This window comes from Exiguobacterium sp. N4-1P (genome assembly GCF_002214325.1).
In genome coordinates, this window is record NZ_CP022236.1 from 811,901 (window position 1) to 832,748 (window position 20,848).

The 20,848-nt window shown below is 45.7% G+C and carries 19 protein-coding genes; 18 read left to right on the plus strand and 1 reads right to left on the minus strand.

Annotation, left to right across the window (positions count from 1 at the left end; translation table 11 throughout):
• The first annotated feature begins 4 nt into the window (after positions 1 to 4).
• The 15 genes from A0126_RS04120 (at position 5) to A0126_RS04190 (ending at position 15,203) form a co-directional block, all read left to right on the plus strand.
• On the plus strand, positions 5 to 2,062 hold the full coding sequence (locus tag A0126_RS04120) for an HD family phosphohydrolase (protein ID WP_088836556.1): 2,058 nt from the start codon (positions 5 to 7) through the stop codon (positions 2,060 to 2,062).
• A complete protein-coding gene (gene ybeY / locus A0126_RS04125) occupies positions 2,059 to 2,535 on the plus strand; it encodes an rRNA maturation RNase YbeY (protein WP_029332938.1) in 477 nt (158 codons plus the stop codon). Before A0126_RS04120 ends, ybeY begins: the two co-directional genes overlap by 4 nt.
• Positions 2,532 to 2,882: a diacylglycerol kinase family protein gene (locus tag A0126_RS04130; RefSeq protein ID WP_088836557.1), complete on the plus strand. Its 351-nt coding sequence runs from the start codon at positions 2,532 to 2,534 to the stop codon at positions 2,880 to 2,882. Before ybeY ends, A0126_RS04130 begins: the two co-directional genes overlap by 4 nt.
• A gap of 49 nt (positions 2,883 to 2,931) precedes the next feature.
• Positions 2,932 to 3,330, plus strand: a complete 399-nt coding sequence (locus tag A0126_RS04135; protein WP_029332940.1) for a cytidine deaminase — start codon at positions 2,932 to 2,934, stop codon at positions 3,328 to 3,330.
• Positions 3,323 to 4,231 carry a GTPase Era gene (gene era, locus A0126_RS04140; RefSeq protein WP_029332941.1) on the plus strand — a complete coding sequence of 303 codons (909 nt, stop codon included), beginning with the start codon at positions 3,323 to 3,325 and terminating at the stop codon, positions 4,229 to 4,231. The genes A0126_RS04135 and era overlap by 8 nt, the downstream gene beginning before the upstream one ends.
• Before the next feature lie 3 nt (positions 4,232 to 4,234).
• Positions 4,235 to 4,984 carry a DNA repair protein RecO gene (recO, locus tag A0126_RS04145; protein WP_029332942.1) on the plus strand — a complete coding sequence of 250 codons (750 nt, stop codon included), beginning with the start codon at positions 4,235 to 4,237 and terminating at the stop codon, positions 4,982 to 4,984.
• 285 nt (positions 4,985 to 5,269) lie between these two features.
• Entirely contained in the window at positions 5,270 to 6,160 is an 891-nt protein-coding gene (gene glyQ, locus A0126_RS04150) for a glycine--tRNA ligase subunit alpha (RefSeq protein ID WP_029332943.1), read from the plus strand.
• Positions 6,153 to 8,213, plus strand: a complete 2,061-nt coding sequence (glyS, locus tag A0126_RS04155; protein WP_088836558.1) for a glycine--tRNA ligase subunit beta — start codon at positions 6,153 to 6,155, stop codon at positions 8,211 to 8,213. The genes glyQ and glyS overlap by 8 nt, the downstream gene beginning before the upstream one ends.
• Positions 8,214 to 8,232: 19 nt before the next feature.
• The gene (locus A0126_RS04160; protein ID WP_029332945.1) at positions 8,233 to 8,862 is read left to right on the plus strand and encodes a transcriptional regulator CcpN; all 630 of its coding nucleotides are present in this window, start codon (positions 8,233 to 8,235) and stop codon (positions 8,860 to 8,862) included.
• Positions 8,863 to 8,876: 14 nt separating this feature from the next.
• Positions 8,877 to 9,686, plus strand: coding sequence for a pyruvate, water dikinase regulatory protein (locus A0126_RS04165; protein WP_029332946.1), 810 nt, complete (start codon positions 8,877 to 8,879; stop codon positions 9,684 to 9,686).
• A gap of 127 nt (positions 9,687 to 9,813) precedes the next feature.
• On the plus strand, positions 9,814 to 11,610 hold the full coding sequence (gene dnaG, locus A0126_RS04170) for a DNA primase (protein ID WP_239456845.1): 1,797 nt from the start codon (positions 9,814 to 9,816) through the stop codon (positions 11,608 to 11,610).
• Between the two features lie 34 nt (positions 11,611 to 11,644).
• Complete coding sequence (gene rpoD, locus A0126_RS04175) at positions 11,645 to 12,730, plus strand: RNA polymerase sigma factor RpoD (RefSeq protein ID WP_012369736.1); 1,086 nt, start codon at positions 11,645 to 11,647, stop codon at positions 12,728 to 12,730.
• Between the two features lie 155 nt (positions 12,731 to 12,885).
• On the plus strand, positions 12,886 to 13,227 hold the full coding sequence (cccA, locus tag A0126_RS04180) for a cytochrome c550 (RefSeq protein WP_029332948.1): 342 nt from the start codon (positions 12,886 to 12,888) through the stop codon (positions 13,225 to 13,227).
• Between the two features lie 144 nt (positions 13,228 to 13,371).
• Positions 13,372 to 14,088: a tRNA (adenine(22)-N(1))-methyltransferase gene (locus tag A0126_RS04185; RefSeq protein ID WP_088836560.1), complete on the plus strand. Its 717-nt coding sequence runs from the start codon at positions 13,372 to 13,374 to the stop codon at positions 14,086 to 14,088.
• A complete protein-coding gene (locus A0126_RS04190) occupies positions 14,088 to 15,203 on the plus strand; it encodes a Nif3-like dinuclear metal center hexameric protein (RefSeq protein ID WP_088836561.1) in 1,116 nt (371 codons plus the stop codon). The genes A0126_RS04185 and A0126_RS04190 overlap by 1 nt, the downstream gene beginning before the upstream one ends.
• A 394-nt stretch (positions 15,204 to 15,597) precedes the next feature.
• On the opposite strand, the gene A0126_RS04200 is transcribed toward A0126_RS04190, so the two are convergent.
• Positions 15,598 to 16,545 (minus strand): 4-hydroxy-3-methylbut-2-enyl diphosphate reductase, encoded by a 948-nt coding sequence (locus A0126_RS04200; protein WP_029332951.1) that lies wholly within the window; start codon positions 16,543 to 16,545, stop codon positions 15,598 to 15,600.
• Between the two features lie 147 nt (positions 16,546 to 16,692).
• Here A0126_RS04200 and A0126_RS04205 point away from each other — a divergent pair, with 147 nt between their 5' ends.
• The 3 genes from A0126_RS04205 to A0126_RS04215 all read left to right on the plus strand — a co-directional run bounded on the left by A0126_RS04205 (position 16,693) and on the right by A0126_RS04215 (position 20,844).
• On the plus strand, positions 16,693 to 18,480 hold the full coding sequence (locus tag A0126_RS04205; protein ID WP_088836563.1) for a two-component system sensor histidine kinase NtrB: 1,788 nt from the start codon (positions 16,693 to 16,695) through the stop codon (positions 18,478 to 18,480).
• Positions 18,470 to 19,423, plus strand: a complete 954-nt coding sequence (locus A0126_RS04210; RefSeq protein WP_088836564.1) for a sugar ABC transporter substrate-binding protein — start codon at positions 18,470 to 18,472, stop codon at positions 19,421 to 19,423. The genes A0126_RS04205 and A0126_RS04210 overlap by 11 nt, the downstream gene beginning before the upstream one ends.
• Positions 19,424 to 19,491: 68 nt before the next feature.
• The gene (locus A0126_RS04215) at positions 19,492 to 20,844 is read left to right on the plus strand and encodes a DEAD/DEAH box helicase (protein ID WP_034801484.1); all 1,353 of its coding nucleotides are present in this window, start codon (positions 19,492 to 19,494) and stop codon (positions 20,842 to 20,844) included.
• Positions 20,845 to 20,848: the final 4 nt, after the last annotated feature.

Genomic DNA, 20,848 nt, shown 5'->3' on the forward strand with positions numbered 1-20,848 from the left:
AGACATGCGGAAAATAGGACTGTGGATCAGCTTGCTGACGATTGGATTTTACATCATCGTGTCAACGATGATGTATGTGTCCGTTCGTCCGGAAGCTTTGGCGGCAGAAGCCTTCTCTATCGCGGAAGAAGATATCCGATCTCCTTTGACCATCGAAGACCGTGAAGCGACCAGACAGATTAAAGAAAATACCGTAGCTGCGATTGACAGTCAGTATACGGTCAAAAAAGAATATGCATCGCAACAAATTGATAAGGTGGAACAACTCTTTGCGAGCTTAAAAGGTATAACGAAGGCAGAAGACATCGGACGGATTAAGCAGCGGCTTCGAAATACAGAGGCGGCTGATTTATTGAAAGATGATGAATTGCGTTTGCTTGCGACGTCTTCTTCGTCCGTTCGAAGCACGACACGTGACGCGGTGATTACGGCAATTGAAGAAGCAATGAAACAGCGGATTTCTTCTGAGGACGGAGAGTTAGCAGAAGCGCGTGAGAATGCACGGCTCGACATCGACCGAACACCATTATCTTTTTCATTAAAAGCGGTCAGTAAGGCATTGACCGATCAATTGATTGTCACGAACTACGTGTATGACCCTGAGAAGACGGAGCAATTACGAAATCAAACGAGCGATAAAGTCGAACCTGTCATCATTTCTGAAGGGGAGGTTATCGTTAAGCGTGGTGAAGTGATTTCGCAAGATGAATACCGTCAGCTTAAGCTTGTCGGATTGATCTCTGACCGGAAGTCGTTCAAACCATTGTTAGGAACGTTACTTTTGAGTGGTTTAATGACGTTGCTGTTATATGGATTCATCGCTCGTTCAAATCTTCGATACGCGAAGATGGGTAAAGTACGTTTGTTCGGTCTTGTCTATCTTGTCGTGATTTTGCAACTTGTCGTGACATACGGAATGGCGTTTTTGGCAGAGGATATCAATCCTGTACTGTACTTGTTGACACCGACGACATTCGCGGCACTCGTTTTACGAAATTTGCTGAATGAACGAATCGCCTTGTCCAGCACACTCTTTATGGCGCTTGCCGGCACATTTTTCTATAGCACGAACCAAAACTTTAGTTTTAACATTGCGATTTACTTAGTGGTAGGCGGACTCGTCGCGACATTCTTTTTACAATCGAGTTTGTCACGACGACGGATTTTCTTGAGTAGTTTAATGATTTCTGCTGCGAACATCGTTGTCTTCTTTACCTTCTTATTGATGCGCAGTGGGCAACTTGAACTTCAGGAAACGCTAACGTTAACGGCGTTTGCGATCGCGAGCGGCGTATTGAGTGCTATCTTCGCGATTGGTTTGTTACCATTTTTAGAAATGACTTTCGGAATCTTGGCTCCGACACGGTTATTAGAACTGTTAAATCCTACACATCCGTTATTAAAGAAATTACTGGTCGAAGCACCAGGAACGTATCATCATAGTATGATGGTCGCGAATTTAGCTGAAACGGCATGTGAAGCAATCGGGGCAGATGGGTTACTTGCGCGAGTTGGTGCTTATTATCATGACCTTGGGAAAACCCGCCGTCCGCTTTATTTCATCGAAAATCAACATGGCCGTAATCCGCACGATCGATTGACACCAATCGAGTCGGCGCGTGTTATTTTAGCGCATACGGATGATGGAGTAGAACTCTTACAAGAAGCAAAAATCCCGGGGGCAATCGTCGCGATTTGCCAAGAGCACCACGGTACGTCGTTACTCCGCTACTTCTATGTAAAAGCAACGGAGCAAGGTGAAGTCAACGAAGCGGAATTCCGTTACAGTGGACCAAAACCACAGACACGAGAAGCGGCAGTCATCATGATTGTGGATTCGATTGAAGCAGCTGTCCGCTCGATGAAGTCTCCGACTGAAGAGGGGATTCGTGATCTTGTCTCGAAAATCATTCGAGAGAAGATGCTCGACGATCAATTCGCGGAATGTGACATTACGACACGTGACATTTATCGTGTCGGGGAAAGTGCGTGTCATACGCTTTCGGGATTGTTCCACGAACGGATTGAATATCCTGAATTAAAGAAAGAGGAAACGAAATGAATACTTATATGACAGACGAGGGAAACTTATTGAGCGAGGAACAGCAGCGCTTAGTCGAATCGATTCTTATTTATACTGCGAAACAAGAAGAAGTCGAAGTCAATAGTGAGCTGTCCGTCACATTCGTGACGAATGAAGAAATCAGAGAAATCAATCGCGACTGGCGTGGGAAAGATCAAGCGACGGACGTCATTTCGTTTGCGATGGATGAGCTCGGAGAAGATGAAATTGACTTTCAATTACTAGAAGACGAACCCGTTGTACTGGGTGATTTAATCATTTCCGTCGAACGGTGTCGGGAACAAGCGGCTGAATATGGAAATCGGTTTGAGCGGGAACTTGGTTTTCTAGCCGTCCATGGTTTTTTACATCTGTTAGGGTATGACCACATCGAAAAGGCAGATGAAGAAGTCATGACAAAACGTCAGGAGGAAATTCTACATCACTTCGAGTTGTATCGAGGCGAGTTGTGAAGTCCTGGTGGGTTCCGTTTGTCCATGCGCTAGCGGGCATCCGACAAGCCGTTCGAGAAGAACGACATATGAAAGTTCATTTTGTTCTCGGACTAGTCGTCACGATTGCAGCATTTTATTTCCCACTTTCGTCCGTTGAACGTGCCATCTTATTTTTAACGATCGGTACCGTTCTAGGTGCGGAAATGCTGAATACAGCTTTTGAAAGAACGGTCGATTTAGTGACGAAAGAGTGGCATCCGTTAGCCAAGGCGGCAAAAGACATCGCAAGCGGTGCAGTTTTAGTGTTGGCGCTTACATCAATTGTGATTGCACTATGCATCTTCGTCCCATATTTGGTACAATAAGAATCCGGCCTTTTTTGGCCAACAAAGTTGCTAAAAGGGGAAAAATGACATGAAAACAGAACAATTACTCGAACAAGCTAAAATTGCACGCGAAAAAGCGTACGTTCCATATTCGAAGTTCCAAGTCGGAGCTGCTCTCTTAACAAAAGACGGACAAGTGTTCCACGGGTGTAACATCGAAAACGCCGCTTACGGTCTCTGCAACTGTGCAGAGCGGACAGCCGTCTTCTCAGCATGGGCACAAGATGCACGTGAATATGCAGCGATGGCTGTCGTAGCAGACACGGAAGGTCCAGTAGCACCATGCGGACAATGCCGCCAAGTCCTGTTCGAAATGTGTGATGCAGATATGCCAATCTATTTGACGAACTTAACAGGTGATGTCACAGAAACAACCGTTGGCGCATTGTTACCAGGTGCGTTCACGAAGGGAGATCTCAATGTTTAAAGAAGGATTTAAATCGGGATTCGTCTCGATCATCGGTCGTCCGAATGTCGGGAAATCGACGTTTTTGAACCGTGTCATCGGTCAAAAAATTGCAATCATGTCAGATAAGCCACAGACGACACGAAACAAGATTCAAGGTGTTTACACAACGGATGATGTGCAGACGGTCTTCATCGATACGCCAGGAATTCATAAACCAAAGCATAAGCTCGGTGACTTCATGATGAAAGTTGCGACAAACGCTTTGCGTGAAGTCGATGCGATTCTCTTCATGATCAACGTGACGGAGCCAAAAGGAAAAGGCGACGACTTCATCATCGAGAAGTTGAAAGGCCTTGATACGCCAATCATTCTCGTCATGAACAAGGTCGACTTGATTCATCCGAATGACATTCCGCCAATCATTGAGTCGTATAAAGACGAATTAGAGTTTGCAGCGGTCGTGCCGATTTCTGCTCTTCAAGGTAATAATGTTGAACCGCTCCTCGGTGAGGTTGCGAAACTTTTACCAGAAGGACCGATGTATTATCCGGCCGATCAAGTAACGGATCATCCGGAACGCTTTATTATCTCGGAAATGATTCGCGAAAAAGTCTTACAAAAAACACGAGACGAAGTACCGCATTCGATCGCAGTTGCGATTGATCAAATCAAAACACGTGAGGACGGCAATATGGTCGACGTCCACGCGACGATTTTAATCGAACGTGATTCGCAAAAAGGCATCATCATCGGGAAACGTGGGGCACTCCTCAAGGAAATCGGGTCTGAAGCACGGACGGACATCGAAATGCTTCTCGGAACGAAAGTCTATTTGAACCTATGGGTCAAAGTGCAAAAAGACTGGCGTAACAAAGCCGGACAATTGCGTGAACTCGGCTTCCGCGACGATGAGTATTAAGCGATGATTGATAAGGCGGAAGGGCTCGTATTACGAACGGTCGTGTATGGTGAATCGAATAAAATCATCACGTTGCTGACGCGTGAATACGGAAAGCTCGCCGTCATGGCTCGTGGTGCGAAGAAACCGGGTAGCCGGTTTAATGCAGCAAGTCAGCCGTTTATTCGGGCGGTCTATGTCTACCCGAGGTCACGTGGACTCGGTCAATTAAAATCAGCGGATGTCATCACCGGGTATTCACATATCCGGCAAGATGTCCTCTTGATGTCATATGCGATGTACCTGCTCGAACTTGCGGATAAGGCACTTGACGAACGCGTCGCCTATCCGACGTTGTATGATTTATTCGTCGACGGACTGGAGGCGATGGACGAAGGACTTGATCCGGATGTCGTATCGTTCATTGTTGAACTACGCTTGTTGCGTCATCTTGGTATCGCTCCGCACTTAAACGGCTGTACGATTTGCGGGAGTACGGAAGCACCTTTCGCCTTTTCGCTGAACCATGGCGGACTGCTCTGTAAGCGCCATCGTCATGAAGATGAGTATGCCGTATTCTTGCAGGAGTCAGTTGCAAAGATGCTCTATGTCTTTTCCGTCTATGATTTTTCACGGATCGGTACGGTCACGGTCAAGCCGGAAACGAAACGATTACTGCGTCAAATCATGGATGCCTACATGGAACGTTATAGTGGACTTCGGTTACGATCGAAGCGCGTTCTCGATCAATTGCTCAACCTTGAGAATGATTGACAGACTACGCGTACGTTCGGTAGAATAAGTGCGGAAGAACTAACTAAACGAACACGATGAGAAAAAGGAGTAGCACCTCCTCTTCATTCAAGCGATTCCAGGATAGTGTGAGCTGGATATGAAACGGGTGTGAACGGCATTTTTGAGTGTTCCCGTAAAAGAGTGGCATGCTACGCATGCAAGTAGGGTGGAACCGCGGGCTTGTCTCGTCCCTATGTACAACCATGTTGTACATAGGGACGTTTTTGTGTTTCCTTATAAATTTTGGAGGTGGATCTCTTGAAAATGACAGTACAAGACATGATTTTGACGTTACAGAAATTTTGGGCGGAACAAGGTTGTTTGACGATGCAAGCATATGATGTAGAAAAAGGTGCCGGGACGATGAACCCGATGACATTCTTACGGAGCTTAGGACCAGAACCGTGGAACGTTTGTTATACAGAGCCGTCACGTCGCCCGGCTGACGGACGATACGGGGAAAACCCGAACCGGTTGTATCAACATCATCAATTCCAAGTCATCATGAAACCGTCTCCTGACAACATTCAGGAACTCTACTTACAAAGTCTAGAACTCCTCGGCATCAATCCGCTTGAACACGACATTCGTTTTGTCGAAGACAACTGGGAAAACCCGACGTTTGGTGCAGCAGGTCTTGGTTGGGAAGTCTGGTTGAACGGGATGGAAATCACGCAATTCACATATTTCCAGCAAGTTGGTGGAATTGAGTGTAATCCGATTGCAGTGGAAATCACGTATGGTATCGAGCGTCTCGCGTCGTATATTCAAGATGTCGAAAGTGTCTTTGACTTAGTCTGGACGGACGGGTTCCGCTATGGCGATATCTTCTATCAACCAGAATTCGAACATTCCAAATATACGTTCGAGACATCAGATGTTGATTTATTGTTCACATTGTTTGATCAGTATGAAAAAGAAGCGAACCGGGCGCTCGACGAAAACCTTGTGTTCCCGGCGTATGACTACATCTTAAAATGCTCACATACCTTTAATTTGCTCGATGCAAAAGGAGCGATTTCCGTCACGGAACGAACAGGATTCATCCACCGTGTCCGGAACATGTCGCGCCGTTGTGCTCAAAGTTTCATCGAAGAGCGGGAACGTTTAGGTTTCCCATTGATTAAATCGAAAGCTGGTGAATCACATGCATGAATTATTACTTGAAATCGGTCTCGAAGAAATGCCGGCACGCTTCGTCTTGCAGTCTGAAACACAACTGAAGGAACGTGTAACGACATTTTTGACAGAAGCACGGATTACATTTGATACAGTCGAAGCCTTTTCAACACCGCGCCGTCTCGCTGTTCTCGTTAAAGGAATCGCGGAACGCCAAACGGATTTGGAAGAAACGTTAAAAGGACCAGCTAAACGAATCGCGCAAGATGCGGACGGGAGCTGGACGAAAGCGGCGGAAGGATTTGCTCGTGGAAAAGGATTGACGACAGATGATCTATTCCTTGGTGAAGAAAAAGGAGTCGAATACATCTATGCGACGCGTAAGGAAGCAGGACAAGAAACAGCGACGTTATTGACGGGGCTAAAACAAGTGATCGAGGCGATGAACTTCCCGAAAAACATGCGCTGGAGTACACAACCGCTCCGTTACATGCGTCCGATCCGTTGGTTGATTGCCTTACTTGACGATCAAGTCATTCCGTTCGAAGTCGCATCAGTCGAAACAGGACGGACGTCACGTGGCCATCGTTTCCTTGGTCAAGACATCACGATTTTACGTCCGAATGCGTATGTCGAAGCATTGGCTGGTGAGCATGTCATCGTCAGTTATGCAGCACGCCGCCAAATGATTGAAGAACAAATCGAAGCACTAGCACAATCAGAACAATTCGAAGTACCGATCGATGCGTCACTGCTTGAAGAAGTCACGAACCTCGTCGAATATCCAACTGCCTTATTCGGTGCGTTTGACGAAGCGTACCTTGAATTGCCGGAAGAAGTCTTAATCACGACGATGAAAGAGCACCAACGCTACTTCCCTGTAAAACGTAATGGTACGTTACTGCATTATTTCGTGACGGTGCGTAACGGGAACGCGCAACACATCGAGAACGTCGCCCGCGGAAATGAAAAAGTCATTCGTGCCCGTCTTGCCGATGCGCAATTCTTCTACGAAGAAGATAAGAAAGCGGATATCGACGCACAAGCAGCCCGTCTCGACAAAATCGTCTTCCATGAAAAACTTGGAACGACGGGTGAAAAAGTTCGCCGCGTACGTGAGATGGCGCTTGCGCTTGCAGACCGCTTCTCAGCCGACAGAACGAAAGTCGATCGTGCCGGTCATATCTATAAATTCGATCTCGTCAGTCAGATGGTCTATGAGTTCACGGAGCTCCAAGGTTTGATGGGCGAGCGTTATGCAAACATGAAACAAGAAGACAAGGAAGTCGCAGCGGCGATCCGCGAGCACTACATGCCACGCTTCGCTGGGGATGAAAGTCCGGCGACACCAACCGGGACGCTACTTGCCGTCGTCGATAAGTTGGACAGCGTCGCTGGCTTCTTCGGTGTTGGTATGATTCCAAGCGGTTCTGCCGATCCTTATGCGTTACGCCGCCAGGCTCAGGGAATCGTCCAAGTCTTAGCGGATCGCAATATCCAAATGACACTCGTTGAACTGATTGATTTCGTAGTGACAGCTCAAATTAAAGCAGGTCTTTATCAGACAGATGCAGAATCAGTAAAAGTGGCGATGCAAGAATTCTTCAGTCAACGCCTCAAGTTCCGTTTATCGGAAAAAGGGTATCGTCATGACGTCGTTGAAGCAGCACTTCAACTTGATATGACGGTCGGAGCGAATGAAAAACGAGCAGCAATGCTTGAAGCGGCGACGCAACGGGACACATTCAAGAAAACAGTCGAACAGTTGAGCCGTGTACTCAACATCTCGAAAAAAGCGGAAACGGTCGTTACTATCAATCCGGAGCTCTTTGAAAATGAAGCGGAACGTACTTTACATGAACGAATCGAACAGGTCATTCCACAAGTCGCAGCGGCAGTAGAGCAATCTGATTTCGAAACAGCGATGGGCGCACTTGAATCAACGGTTCCAGCCATTACAGCCTATTTTGATGGGACGATGATCATGGCAGAAGACGATGCGATTCGATCGAACCGTTTAAGCGAAATGAAACGTTTCGCGGACGCGATTCAAGCGGTCGCACGATTCAATGCACTCACTTTAGTGTAAACAAAGGACGGATGAGCCGATGAAGTTAAATGAACGGCAGAAAAAGATACTCCAAATCGTCAAAGAAAATGGTCCGATCACAGGAGAGCAAATTGCGTCTGAGCTCTCCTTGACGCGGGCGACATTACGACCAGATCTCTCGATTTTGACGATGACAGGAATGCTCGAAGCGCGTCCGCGCGTCGGGTATATGTATGTTGGTAAAAAGAACGCCTCGATGCTTCATGAGAAACTCGACACGTTGACAGTCGGCGAGTTCATGTCTTCTGCCAAGGTGATTCATGAGAGTATGACCGTTTACGACGCAATCGTTCACTTATTCTTAGAAGATGTCGGTTCGCTCTTCGTCGTTGGCAATGATCATGCACTCGTTGGTGTCTTATCACGAAAAGACTTTTTACGAGCTGCAATCGGGAACCAAGAACTCGATTCATTGCCCGTTAATATCATCATGACGCGGATGCCGAACTTGACAGTGTGTGAGAAAACGGAAACATTGATCGGGGCCGGGATGAAGTTGATCGAAAAACAAATCGACTCGATGCCTGTCGTTGAAAACAGTGATGGCATCCTGAAAGTCGTCGGACGGATGACGAAGACGAACATGACGAAAGTACTGGTCGCGTTAGCAAGAGATGAAGAAATTTAAGAGGAGGCTCACAGATGAGACAACGTATTTATGTAGTCAGTGATTCAGTGGGTGAAACGTGTGAACTTGTTGTTCGTGCAGCAGCGATTCAATTTCCGGAGCGGGCGATTGAAACAGTCCGGATCCCATTCGTCGATGACGATCAAGTGATTTATGATCTCGTTTTGCATGCGAAAGAAGAGCGGGCGACGATTGTTTATACGATCGTCCATGCGAAGCACCGTCGTTTGCTTGCGGAGACGGCGAAGGCTCACGAAGTCGAAGCAATCGACTTACTTGGACCGTTGCTTGATACGATGGAAGATCGACTCGGGATGCAACCTAAAGAAGAGCCAGGGCTAATTTATCGTTTGGATGAGGAATACTTCCGGAAAATCGAAGCGGTCGAATTCGCTGTGAAGTATGATGACGGTCGGGATCCACGCGGAATTAAACGGGCTGATATCGTCTTGATTGGTGTCTCACGAACGTCGAAGACTCCTCTCTCACAATACCTTGCTTTGAAACGGTACAAAGTTGCGAATGTTCCTCTCGTTCCGGAATCTGTACCACCAGAAGAACTTTTCGATATTCCGAAAGAAAAGTGTTTCGGATTATTGATTTCTCCTGAGAAGTTGATTGATATCCGGATGGAACGGTTACGTTCGCTTGGTTTGAAACCGGAAGCTGCCTACGCACAAATCGATCGCATCAATCGTGAACTTGATTATGCGAAAAAATTGTATGAGCGGATTGGCTGTCAAATCATCGATGTGACAAATAAGGCAGTTGAAGAAACAGCGAACTTGATTTTGACGGGAATTTCAGGAAAGGCACATGACTAGTCAAGAAAGTACTTGCGTAGTATACTAGTCTAGCTGATAAATGAGATGATGCAATTTTTCCAATGAAACGGAACGAGTATTCGTTCCGTTTCATTGCGGGTATATATATAAGAGTTGAGAAGAGGAGGTGGGACGATTGAAAAGAATTCCGGATGAACTGGTCGATCAGGTTCGCCAAGCGACGGATATCGTTGAACTAATCTCTGAACGTGTAGAATTAAAAAAACAAGGGAATCGGTATTCAGGGTTATGTCCATTCCATTCAGAAAAATCCCCCTCTTTTTCGGTCTCGCCTGATAAAGGAATGTATTATTGTTTTGGTTGTGGAGCGGGCGGAAACGCCATCACCTTCGTCATGGAAACGGAAGGGATGAGTTTTCCGGAAGCCGTCTCGAAACTCGCTGATCGAACGGACGTGACATTACCGGAGTTCGAGCGATCTGATCAGACTGAATCGACACCAGATCAAGAAAAGAAATACCGGATGCGTGAAGCGCATCGAATCGTTGCTGATTTGTACCATGAAGTCATGTTACAGACAGCCGCTGGTGACGCCGGTCGTGAATATCTTGAAAAACGGGGAATTGGCGAATCGGCGATGCGTGAATTTAAACTCGGCTATGCTCCAGACCAAGAACGTTTTACAGTCGACTCCTTGACCCGGCGTAATTTTGACTTGGATGAAATGGTGGAAGCTGGATTGATTTCTGTAGGTAGAGATGGCGATTATCGCGATCGATTTAACGGCAGGGTCGTCTTTCCGATTTCAGATCGTGATGGCACGGTTGTTGGATTCAGTGGACGTTCCATTGATGGAAGAGACCCGAAGTACGTCAATACGGCAGAGACACCGCTCTTCAATAAAAGTGAATTACTGTTCGGTTTTGCACAAGCACGGGGCGCGATGCGTAAAAATAAACAAGTTGTGCTCGTAGAAGGCAATTTAGATGTTGTACGAGTCGCTCAAGCGGGTATATCCTATACCGTAGCCTCTTTAGGAACGGCCTTAACTCCTGTCCATGCACAAAATCTTGGACGGATCGTCGATGAAGTCATTATTTGCTATGACGGAGACAAAGCCGGTCGGGCAGCGACGATTAAAGCATTACGTCTTCTTGAAGATGTTGCGGTAGATTGTTCCGTCATTCGGCTACCGGATGAAGAAGATCCGGATTCGTACATCGGAACTCATTCCGAAGAAACATTTATTCGTCTAGTGGAACAAGAACGGGTTTCAAGTCTTGAATTCAAATCTTTTTATTTTCGTCAAGAAAAAAACTTGCGATTAGAAGGAGAACGCGTTCGATATATTGAAACTATGCTTGAGGAGATTAATCGGACAACGAATCCTCTGCTTCGAGATATTTATCTTGGTAAGCTAGCGGAAGAATTCCAGTTATCGAAAGAATCGTTATTGTCACAAGTGAAACCGTTACAAGCACCTAAAGTAAAGCAGGAACGTCGCGTCGAACGACAAACGAACGTCGCAGCACCTCAAGACCGAACATTTACGAACTGGAAGCGGGCAGAACGTTTTTTACTTGCTTACATGATTCGGTCAGAGGAGGTTGGAATGGAAGTCCGAGATCAACTCGGAGTCGATTTTAATGATCCGGCGCATCAGCTGATCGCCGGTAAATTATATGAGTTTTATGGAGCAGGTGCTCCGGCAAATCCGGACCGCTTCTTGACGATGTTACAAGATGCATCGCTTCAACGAATCGTCGCCGATTTAGAGTTTATGCTCATGCCGGAGTACGATCCGGATTTGTTGAGTCATTATATACGCGCCGTTCAAAATGAACGACAACGACGGACACTCGATGAAGAGAAGTCACGTTTGAATCAACAAACAGATATCCGTGCTCAAGCGGAACTAATGCAGGCAATCATCGAACGGAAACGACGCTTAAAAGATCGATGACCTGTTGCATGATGTGGAAGGAGTGTATGGTTCGATGGCAGAAAAAGCAAGATCAGAAGCAGAAATACTCCGTCTCGCGAAGGATGAACTAATCGCGCTCGGACATAAAAATGGGGAACTATCGCATCAAAAAATCGAAGATAAGCTCAGCTCATTTGAATCGATGGATGCGCAACAATTTGAAGAGTTTCTTCAATTGTTAGAGACTGAAGGTATCAAAGTAAACAACGATGGTACGGGTGACGATAAAGAAGAGGCGGATTTAAACGATCTCTCTGTCCCACCAGGTGTTAAAATCAATGACCCTGTCCGGATGTACCTGAAAGAAATCGGTCGTGTCGATCTCTTGAATGCAGAGGACGAAGTCGAACTTGCAAAACGAATTGAACAAAACGATGAAGAAGCGAAAAAGCGTCTTGCTGAAGCGAACTTACGTCTTGTCGTCTCGATTGCAAAACGTTACGTCGGACGTGGTATGTTGTTCCTCGACTTGATTCAAGAAGGAAACATGGGATTAATCAAAGCGGTCGAGAAATTCGATTATACAAAAGGATACAAATTCTCGACCTACGCAACATGGTGGATTCGTCAGGCGATTACCCGTGCGATTGCTGACCAAGCACGTACAATCCGGATTCCGGTTCATATGGTCGAGACGATCAATAAATTGATTCGTGTTCAACGTCAGCTCCTACAAGACTTAGGACGTGAACCGACGCCTGAAGAAATTTCAAAAGAGATGGAAATAACACCTGAGAAAGTACGTGAGATTTTAAAAATCGCTCAAGAACCGGTGTCACTCGAAACACCAATCGGGGAAGAGGACGATTCGCATCTCGGTGATTTCATTGAAGATCAAGACGCAACGGCGCCTCAAGACGCAGCTGCGTATGAATTATTGAAAGAACAACTTGAAGATGTCCTCGATACATTGACGGACCGGGAAGAAAACGTGTTACGTCTTCGTTTTGGTCTTGATGATGGTCGGACACGGACGCTTGAAGAAGTCGGTAAAGTATTTGGTGTTACGCGCGAGCGGATTCGTCAAATTGAAGCGAAAGCTTTACGTAAACTTCGCCACCCGAGTCGTTCAAAACGTCTGAAAGACTTCTTGGATTGATTTTAAAAGTGTGAAGAAAATATGAAAATTTGGTGAGAAGGAAGAAAAAGTTTTGTTTTTTTCTTCCTTCTCTGTTTTTTTTACAGTAGAATAGTAACGGGGAATACCATTCAGTCACCAACTTGGTTGGGTATAGAATATGGGGGGAAATCCAAATGCGTAATCCATTAGTACCGTTCGCAGCGATTGCGATCATCGCAATCATTGCCATGATTTCATTGTCATACTTTGGCGTAGATCAGGCGAAAGAAGCTGAAAAGGGTCCATCAACAGCTGAAATGAAGCCAGAAGATTTATTTGCATCAAAAGGATGTACAGGATGTCACGGCGGCAATCTCGAAGGCGGAGCAGGTCCGAACTTAACTAAAGTCGGTGCGAAGCTGAAAGAAGAAGAAATCAAAGACATCGCTATGAATGGTAAAGGGCAAATGCCTGGGGGTCTTGCTAACGACGAAGAAGCCACTGTTTTAGCGAAATGGCTTGCAGAAAAGAAATAAGTCAAAAACATCTGTCTCTTCTCCGAGATAGGTGTTTTTTTCTTGTACGAATTTGGGAAAAGCCATACAGCACGGTATTTCTTTTTTAGGCTAAGTCAGCTATTTTAAAAAGAGATGGATTAGAAAGAGGAAGGATGACATACATTGCAAACACACGTCACATTAGATCAACGATTAAAAAAAGTAGTCTCATATATTCCACAAGGAGCAGTCCTCGCGGATATTGGTTCCGATCACGCATTCGTCCCGTGTTATTGTATCCAACAAGGCTTAGTCGAACGTGCCATCGCAGGCGAAGTCAATGTGGGGCCGATGGAAGCGGCACAAGGGCAAGTCGCGCTTGTTCAATTAGACGAACAGATTGAAGTACGTCTCGGGAGTGGTTTGACGGTTCTCACTCCAGGAGAAGTAACGGCTGTGACGATTGCCGGCATGGGTGGAACGCTCATCGCAACGATTTTAGAGGAAGGGAAGGCGCATTTATCGGGCGAAGAACGCTTGATTCTTCAACCGAACGTCGATGCTGTCGATGTTCGAAAATGGTTACTTGAACATGGATATGCGTTACTGTCGGAAGCCATCGTTAAAGAGAATGGAAAGATTTACGAGATTCTCGTTGCAGAAAAAGGAGAAGAAATGATTTACGCAGAGGACGCGGACATCCGGAAGTGGGAATTGTTATTTGGACCGCAACTCATGCGAGAAAAAGCACCTGCTTTCATTGAAAAATGGCAAGCAGAACAACAAAAGCGTCAATTTATTTTAGAACAAATGCAGCGTGGGAATGACTCGGAGCTCCTCCAAGAAAAAATCACGACAATCCGCCGCTTGATCGAAAAAATGGAAGAGGTGACGAGCTGATGGCGAACGGTCAATTCATTATCGAACAGTTCGAAGCATTTTCACCGAAAAAATTTGCGATGCCGGGGGATCCGATCGGTCTACAAATCGGTACGCTGAATAAAGACGTGAAGCGTGTCATGGTGACGCTTGACGTCTTGGAGTCGGTCGTCGATGAAGCAATTGAAAAAGGCGTCGATTTAATCATTGCCCATCACCCGCCGATTTTTAGTAAATTAGCGCAAGTCAACGATCAATCGGCGACTGGAAGAATCGTCATGAAGTGTATCGAACATAAGATTGCCGTTTACGCGGCACATACGAATCTCGACGTAACACAAGGCGGTGTTAATGATTTGATGGCAGAAGCCATCGGACTGACCGACACAACGGTTTTGTCACCTACATTTGAAAACGCGGTCTATAAGCTTGTTGTCTTCGTTCCGCAAGAAGCCGTACAACAGGTATCAGAAGCGCTTACGAAGGCAGGAGCGGGACAAATCGGTGCTTACAGCGCCTGTCAGTTCCATAGTGTAGGGACTGGACAATTTAAACCTGAGACTGGGACAGTACCTTACATTGGCAATGTCGGACAAGTCGAACGAGTTTCTGAAGTCCGAATTGAGACGATCGTTACGGAACTGAATCAAAAACAAGTGATTCGTGCGATGAAAAAAGCGCACCCTTATGAAGAAGTCGCTTATGATATCATGCGCCAGGAGCGGACAGCTGAGCCGTTAGGGCTTGGCAGAATCGGTTACCTCGAACGACCAGTGTCGTTACGTCAGTTCGCAGAACATGTCCGTGATGTGTTCGGTGTTGAAAACCTGCGTTTTGTGGGAGAATCGGACCGCCTCATAAAAAAAGTTGCCGTACTCGGTGGAGACGGCAATAAACATGTTTCAACAGCGGCGTTTGCCGGGGCAGATGTCCTCGTGACGGGCGATCTGTACTTCCACGTCGCCCATGATGCAATGGCGCTCGGCTTAGCAGTCGTCGATCCTGGACATCACGTCGAGTCAGTCATGAAACAAGGCGTCGTCAATGAGCTGAAGAAACGTTTTGAGGAACGAAAAATCCGCGACGTCGAATTGGTCGTCTCGACGACAAATACGAATCCATTCAAATTTTTATGAACGCAAAAAACCGTACTGCACTTTAAAGTGCAGTACGGTTTTTTGCGTGTAGACAAAGTGATATCGGAAGGTAAAAGCGTCATGTTTCGTTGCTTTTCCCGTAGGAGTCAACGAAACATGACGCTTTTTAGGTAATACCGTGACGAAAATCCAGGCATGCAGACGGTTTAAAGCGAAATCCGTCTTGAATCGCTTTAGAACCGCGAAAAGCAATCGGTCGCGACCCTGCAGCTTTGCTGTAACGGCGCGGAACATTGCCGCTTTGAAGACGAGGCGAGACAGGGAAGCGCGAACTGATAACATCTCGCTATAGAATTTTAGTTCTTTATAAGAGTTTGTCTACATTTAAAAACCGTACGGAACCTTAAAGTTCCGTACGGTTTTTAAATGTCTATTACAAGATTTTTACTTTTGGTAAAATCCGACGCAATTCAAGAAATGGTGTTTTATCATGTGTGCTGATATCAGCTGGGTCATACTGCTGTAAGAAATCGATGACTTTTTTCGTGATTGGTGTTGGTGTAGAAGCACCTGAAGTGACACCGACTTGATTCACGCCTTCGAGCCATGTTAAATCAAGTTCAGTCAAATCACCGATACGATGAGCTGGGGTACCTGCGATATCAAATGAAACTTGTGCCAAGCGATTCGAGTTGTTCGAACGTGGATCGCCGACGACGATCACAAGATCACAATCGCCCGCTTGATCGGCGACAGCTTCTTGACGGACTTGCGTCGCGTTACAAATTTCATTATGGACTTCGACGTGCGGGTACTTTTTACGGACATGTTCCATTAAGGCCTGGACATCCCATTGGCTCATCGTCGTTTGATTCGTGACGATGATTTTTTTGGTTGATAAGTGGGCAGGCAATGCTTCGATGTCTTCGACTTTTTCAATCAAATGGACATGTTCAGGAGCGACGCCAACTGCACCTTCTGGTTCCGGGTGTCCGTGTTTTCCGACGTAGATGACTTCATAGTCATCAGCGACGACAGTCCGGATTAAATCATGTGTGCGCGTGACATCAGGACATGTCGCATCGACGACTGTTAATTTTTTTTCAGCAGCGCGCGCATAGACGGCAGGTGAAATTCCGTGCGCTGTAAAGATGACCGTTCCTTCTTTAATGGTTTCGAGTGCTTCAAGACGATCAGGACCATCAACTGTCAAAACACCCATTCGTTCAAATTCATGTGTAACGTGAGCATTATGGACGATCATACCGAGAATATGGATAGGTCGTGGCAAGTTTTCATTCATTGCGGCTTGTTGCGCTAACTTCATCGCGTCAACGACACCATAACAATAACCACGAGGGCTGATTTTTTTTACTAACATAAGTGTTGATTCTCCTTTAGCGTAGAAAGAATGATTAGTTAGAGTGTACCATTGATTGCAGATGATTGAAAATAGAGGAGTCTATTCAAGAGTGATAACATGATATACTAATTGAGTTGTAAAAATCATGGAGAAGGAGGCAATACGTTGGAGACAAAAAAGATGATGCGGTCTTACTTTTTTCAAATCACCGCTGTTTTGTTCATTCTAATTTGTCTGGTCATCGCGGCACTTGCTTTCACAGCTGACCGTGTGACGATTTCACGGGTTGAACAGCAAACGGAAAAACAAAGTGAAAACAGTGTTGAGGTCTCGAGCAACGCACTCCGTGATAGTATCGGGAATTTACATGAAGAAATCATGGGTCTGCAATTGAATGTCGACAATATGAATGAATTAGAACGAGTCGTTCGCGAAACGAACTTACTCGATATCGATACGGGTTTTAAGAGTTTCTTCTACTATGATTTAAAGACTAAAAAATTCACATGGTTTTCTAGTGAAGATCGACGCATCCGAAATTCAAAGATTCTAGAAGATGATGATTTTCTTCAGGCCTTGACGAGTACAGACTTTCATATGAGTAAACGATATCCGTTACAGTCGGATTATCTCACGTATATGTATGTTCCGGTTCGTAACGGCAGTGAACGGGTTGGGATTTTTGGTGGTGGATTAAGTCTGATGAATTCACTTGTCTTTCGAAATTCACTCGAATCGTTCGACGACGAAACGATGGCCTATCTTTTTAACAGTAAAGGAGAGCCACTCGCGACTTCGCGAAACCTCGTGACCGACAAAGAACGTGTCTTGACTCAAAGTGTCGTCGACCGGGCATTTCAAACGGTAGAACCATACGATATCTTCAGTACGAACAAAGACATGTATTATTTTGCACGTGATTTAAAAGTGACGGATTGGAAAATTCTTGTTCGGACACCCCGGAGTGTCTTTTACGAACCCGTGTATACGACACGGCAACAATATCTTGTCATCGCAGCGTTGACGCTCGTCCTCAGTCTAATCGTCGGGTACCTCATGTCACGTCAACTGACAGCACCCTTACTCGAGCTCGTACAAAAAATCGAAAAAAGCACGACGCCACAACCGATTGAATTGGAACGATCGGGGTCGAACGAAGTAAAAACATTAGTGTCTGCTTACAATGAGTATGCCCAGCGGATGGAAAACGCGCGAGTCGAACAATTGAGTCAACAACAAGCGATGTTACACCAAGAAAAATTAGCCTCGCTCGGTCAGCTCGCGGCAGGAATCGCGCATGAAATCCGCAATCCATTGACGCCAGTCAAAATGACGCTCCAACTTTTGACGGAGCAAGAGAACAATAGTCCGGAAATGTTGGCGTTAGCCTTATCAGAACTAGATCGTGCCAACGCAATGATTGAGACGATGCTCGACCTCTCTAAAGGTGGCGGCGAGGTATTAAAGATGTCGATGATTGACATGAACGAATTCATGAAAAAATTTAAATTCATCATGGAAGCAGAAGCGCGTTTACACGCCGAGACATACGCAGAAGCAGCAGATTGTAAAATTTATACGCCGGCGCATATGCCGAATCTCTATGCCTCTGAAAACGGTTTGTCACAAATCTTGTCGAACTGTGTTCGTAATGCCTTACAAGCAGTGCAGTCGCGTGGTGCAGATGGGATTTGTCATTTGCATCTACACGTCTACACGAATCAATTCGTCTTCATTGTTCAAGATAATGGTGTCGGCATGACAGAACCCCAACTCGAAACGATTGGGCAAGCCTTTAAGACATCGAAAGCGGATGGCAATGGTTTAGGTCTCTATATGTCAAGTCGCATCGTTCGTGAGCATAATGGAAAAATTGAGTTCGATAGCAAGGTTGGTGTCGGTACGACAGTCCAAATTCACTTACCACGAGGAGGAGACCAGGATGAAGTTTAATAAGTCATGGTTGCTTGTCCTCTTTGTTTGGACGGCCTCAATCCTGCTGATTTCAAATCTGTTCGTAGGTCAGGAGGAAAATCCTGACCGTGACGTTGTCGCCTTTACAATCGTCAACGATAAACATGAATTCGCCCAACGGTTGATTACAGCGTTTAAAGCCGAGGCAAAAGTAAATAAGTATGAAGCCGTCGTGGCGACGTCACATAACTCCCGCATCAGTGAACGAGAGCAAATTCGTGAATTCATCAAATTGAAGGTCGACGCGATATTTATCACGACGTTTGACGATGTTTATATTACGAGCGCATTAGAAGAAGCAGAAAAAAATGGGATTCCCGTTTTTGCGATTGACCGATTGATTCGATCTGATGCAGTCGTCAGCTCGGTGACGTCGAACAATCAGATGATTGGTGAACAACTTGCTTCATATGTCAAAAACGAACTGATTAGACGAAATGGAACTGCAACAGGAAAAGTCGTTGAAATTACGGGGACGACGAACATACACACGACGAATGAACGGCATAACGGATTCGTTAAAGGAATCGTGACAGAACCCGGGATATCGATTGTCAATTCAGCAAGTGGTGACTATGATCCGGTGACATCAGAACGCGTCATGCGTCGGATCATCGAGTCCGGTACGGAATTCGATGCGGTCTACTGTCACAATGACGATATTGCGTTAGGTGTGCTCGAAGCCTTGAAAAAAGCAGACATTTCCGGAAAAATAGTTGTCGGAATCGACGGGAATCGTGCTATATTAGAAGCTGTTGACATGAAATCGATGGATGCGACGGTTGTCCAGTCCGCTGAAGAGATGATGCAAGTCGCCTTCAGCGCGTTGAAGCTTCATACGAAAAATAAAAAAATTCCAGATCGTTTCTATACGTATTCTTATCTGTATGACGGTAGTAGACCCATACCCATGTTGAACTAAGTAAATAGATGATAAAAGTGACACAATCACTTTTAGTTGTTTAAGCAGGAGAAAGGAAGGTGACGAAGATGAATGGATTTACCCATTTTGATTTGCACCCGTTCGTCGTCGAAGCACTCGAAGACGCACGTATTAAAAAACCAACGGATATTCAATCACGGATTATTCCGGCTGCCCTTAAGGGTCGCGATATCATTGGTCAATCACAAACTGGAACAGGGAAGACCTTGTCATTCCTCTTACCGATGGTTCAAAACATCAATCCAGAATTACAAGAAATGCAAGCAATCATCGTTGCACCGACACGTGAATTAGCATGGCAAATCCACGAAGAATTAAAATCAATTCTCGTGAAGAACCCAGACTATATCAAAACGAGCCTCATCACAGGTGGGATGGATCGTGAACGTCAAATCGGGCGCGTCAAAGTTTCACCACAAATCGTCATCGGGACGCCAGGTCGCATTTTAGACCTCTTTAAAGAGCAAGCGTTAAAACCGCACTTCGTCAAAAACTATGTCATCGATGAAGCCGATCAGATGCTTGACATGGGCTTCTTACCAGAAGTGGACCGGATTGCCCAAGCACTTCCTGAGAAACTTCAGATGATGGTTTTCTCAGCGACGATTCCTGAGAAACTTCAACCGTTTCTCAAGAAGTATATGAACAACCCACGTTATGCACATGTTGATCCAAAACAACAGACGGCGAAAAAAATCGTCCATCATACGGTTCCCGTCAAGCACCGTGATCGTTCAGACTTAGCGTTGAAATTAGCGAAAGCACTCAACCCGTACATCTGTCTCGTCTTTACAAACACGAAAACAGAAGCGATTGAACTTGAAGCATCGTTCCTTGAAGCAGGCTTAAATGTCGGTTCACTTCACGGTGACCTACCCGCACGACGCCGGAAACAAGCAATCAAAGAAATCAACGAAGCGAAATTCCAATACGTTATCGTAACGGATTTAGCAGCACGCGGCATCGATATTTCGGGTGTCTCACATGTCATCAACCACGGCATTCCGAAAGATCTTGATTTCTACGTGCACCGTGTCGGACGGACGGGTCGAGTCGACCAAGAAGGACTTGCGTACACGTTGTTTGAAGATCATGAGAATGGTTCAATCAACCGTCTTGAAGACCGTGGCATCGAATTCATCAATGTCGATGTCAAGAGTGGTCAAGTCAGCGAAGTCAAAGAGCGTCGTCGTGCGAAACCACACATGAAGACGGCTGTCTCGAAAACGGCACATAGCCGTTTATCAGGTGAAGCGGCTAAAGCGAAAAAACGCGTCAAACCTGGCTATAAAAAGAAACACCAGTATAAGTTAAAAGAAACAGCAAAACGTGAGCGGATTAAAGAACAGCGTGGCGTCGGACGTGCAGAACGTAAGGCGAATGCGAGTAAATCAAAATAAGTCA

Bases quoted from the DNA above. Each gene is read 5' to 3' on its own strand.
- A0126_RS04120 (WP_088836556.1), top strand. From the start codon at position 5: ATGCGGAAAATAGGACTGTGGATCAGCTTGCTGACGATTGGATTTTAC.
- ybeY (WP_029332938.1), top strand. From the start codon at position 2,059: ATGAATACTTATATGACAGACGAGGGAAACTTATTGAGCGAGGAACAG.
- A0126_RS04135 (WP_029332940.1), top strand. From the start codon at position 2,932: ATGAAAACAGAACAATTACTCGAACAAGCTAAAATTGCACGCGAAAAA.
- era (WP_029332941.1), top strand. From the start codon at position 3,323: ATGTTTAAAGAAGGATTTAAATCGGGATTCGTCTCGATCATCGGTCGT.
- recO (WP_029332942.1), top strand. From the start codon at position 4,235: ATGATTGATAAGGCGGAAGGGCTCGTATTACGAACGGTCGTGTATGGT.
- glyQ (WP_029332943.1), top strand. From the start codon at position 5,270: ATGACAGTACAAGACATGATTTTGACGTTACAGAAATTTTGGGCGGAA.
- glyS (WP_088836558.1), top strand. From the start codon at position 6,153: ATGCATGAATTATTACTTGAAATCGGTCTCGAAGAAATGCCGGCACGC.
- A0126_RS04160 (WP_029332945.1), top strand. From the start codon at position 8,233: ATGAAGTTAAATGAACGGCAGAAAAAGATACTCCAAATCGTCAAAGAA.
- A0126_RS04165 (WP_029332946.1), top strand. From the start codon at position 8,877: ATGAGACAACGTATTTATGTAGTCAGTGATTCAGTGGGTGAAACGTGT.
- rpoD (WP_012369736.1), top strand. From the start codon at position 11,645: ATGGCAGAAAAAGCAAGATCAGAAGCAGAAATACTCCGTCTCGCGAAG.
- cccA (WP_029332948.1), top strand. From the start codon at position 12,886: ATGCGTAATCCATTAGTACCGTTCGCAGCGATTGCGATCATCGCAATC.
- A0126_RS04190 (WP_088836561.1), top strand. From the start codon at position 14,088: ATGGCGAACGGTCAATTCATTATCGAACAGTTCGAAGCATTTTCACCG.
- A0126_RS04200 (WP_029332951.1), bottom strand. From the start codon at position 16,545: ATGTTAGTAAAAAAAATCAGCCCTCGTGGTTATTGTTATGGTGTCGTT.
- A0126_RS04210 (WP_088836564.1), top strand. From the start codon at position 18,470: ATGAAGTTTAATAAGTCATGGTTGCTTGTCCTCTTTGTTTGGACGGCC.
- A0126_RS04215 (WP_034801484.1), top strand. From the start codon at position 19,492: ATGAATGGATTTACCCATTTTGATTTGCACCCGTTCGTCGTCGAAGCA.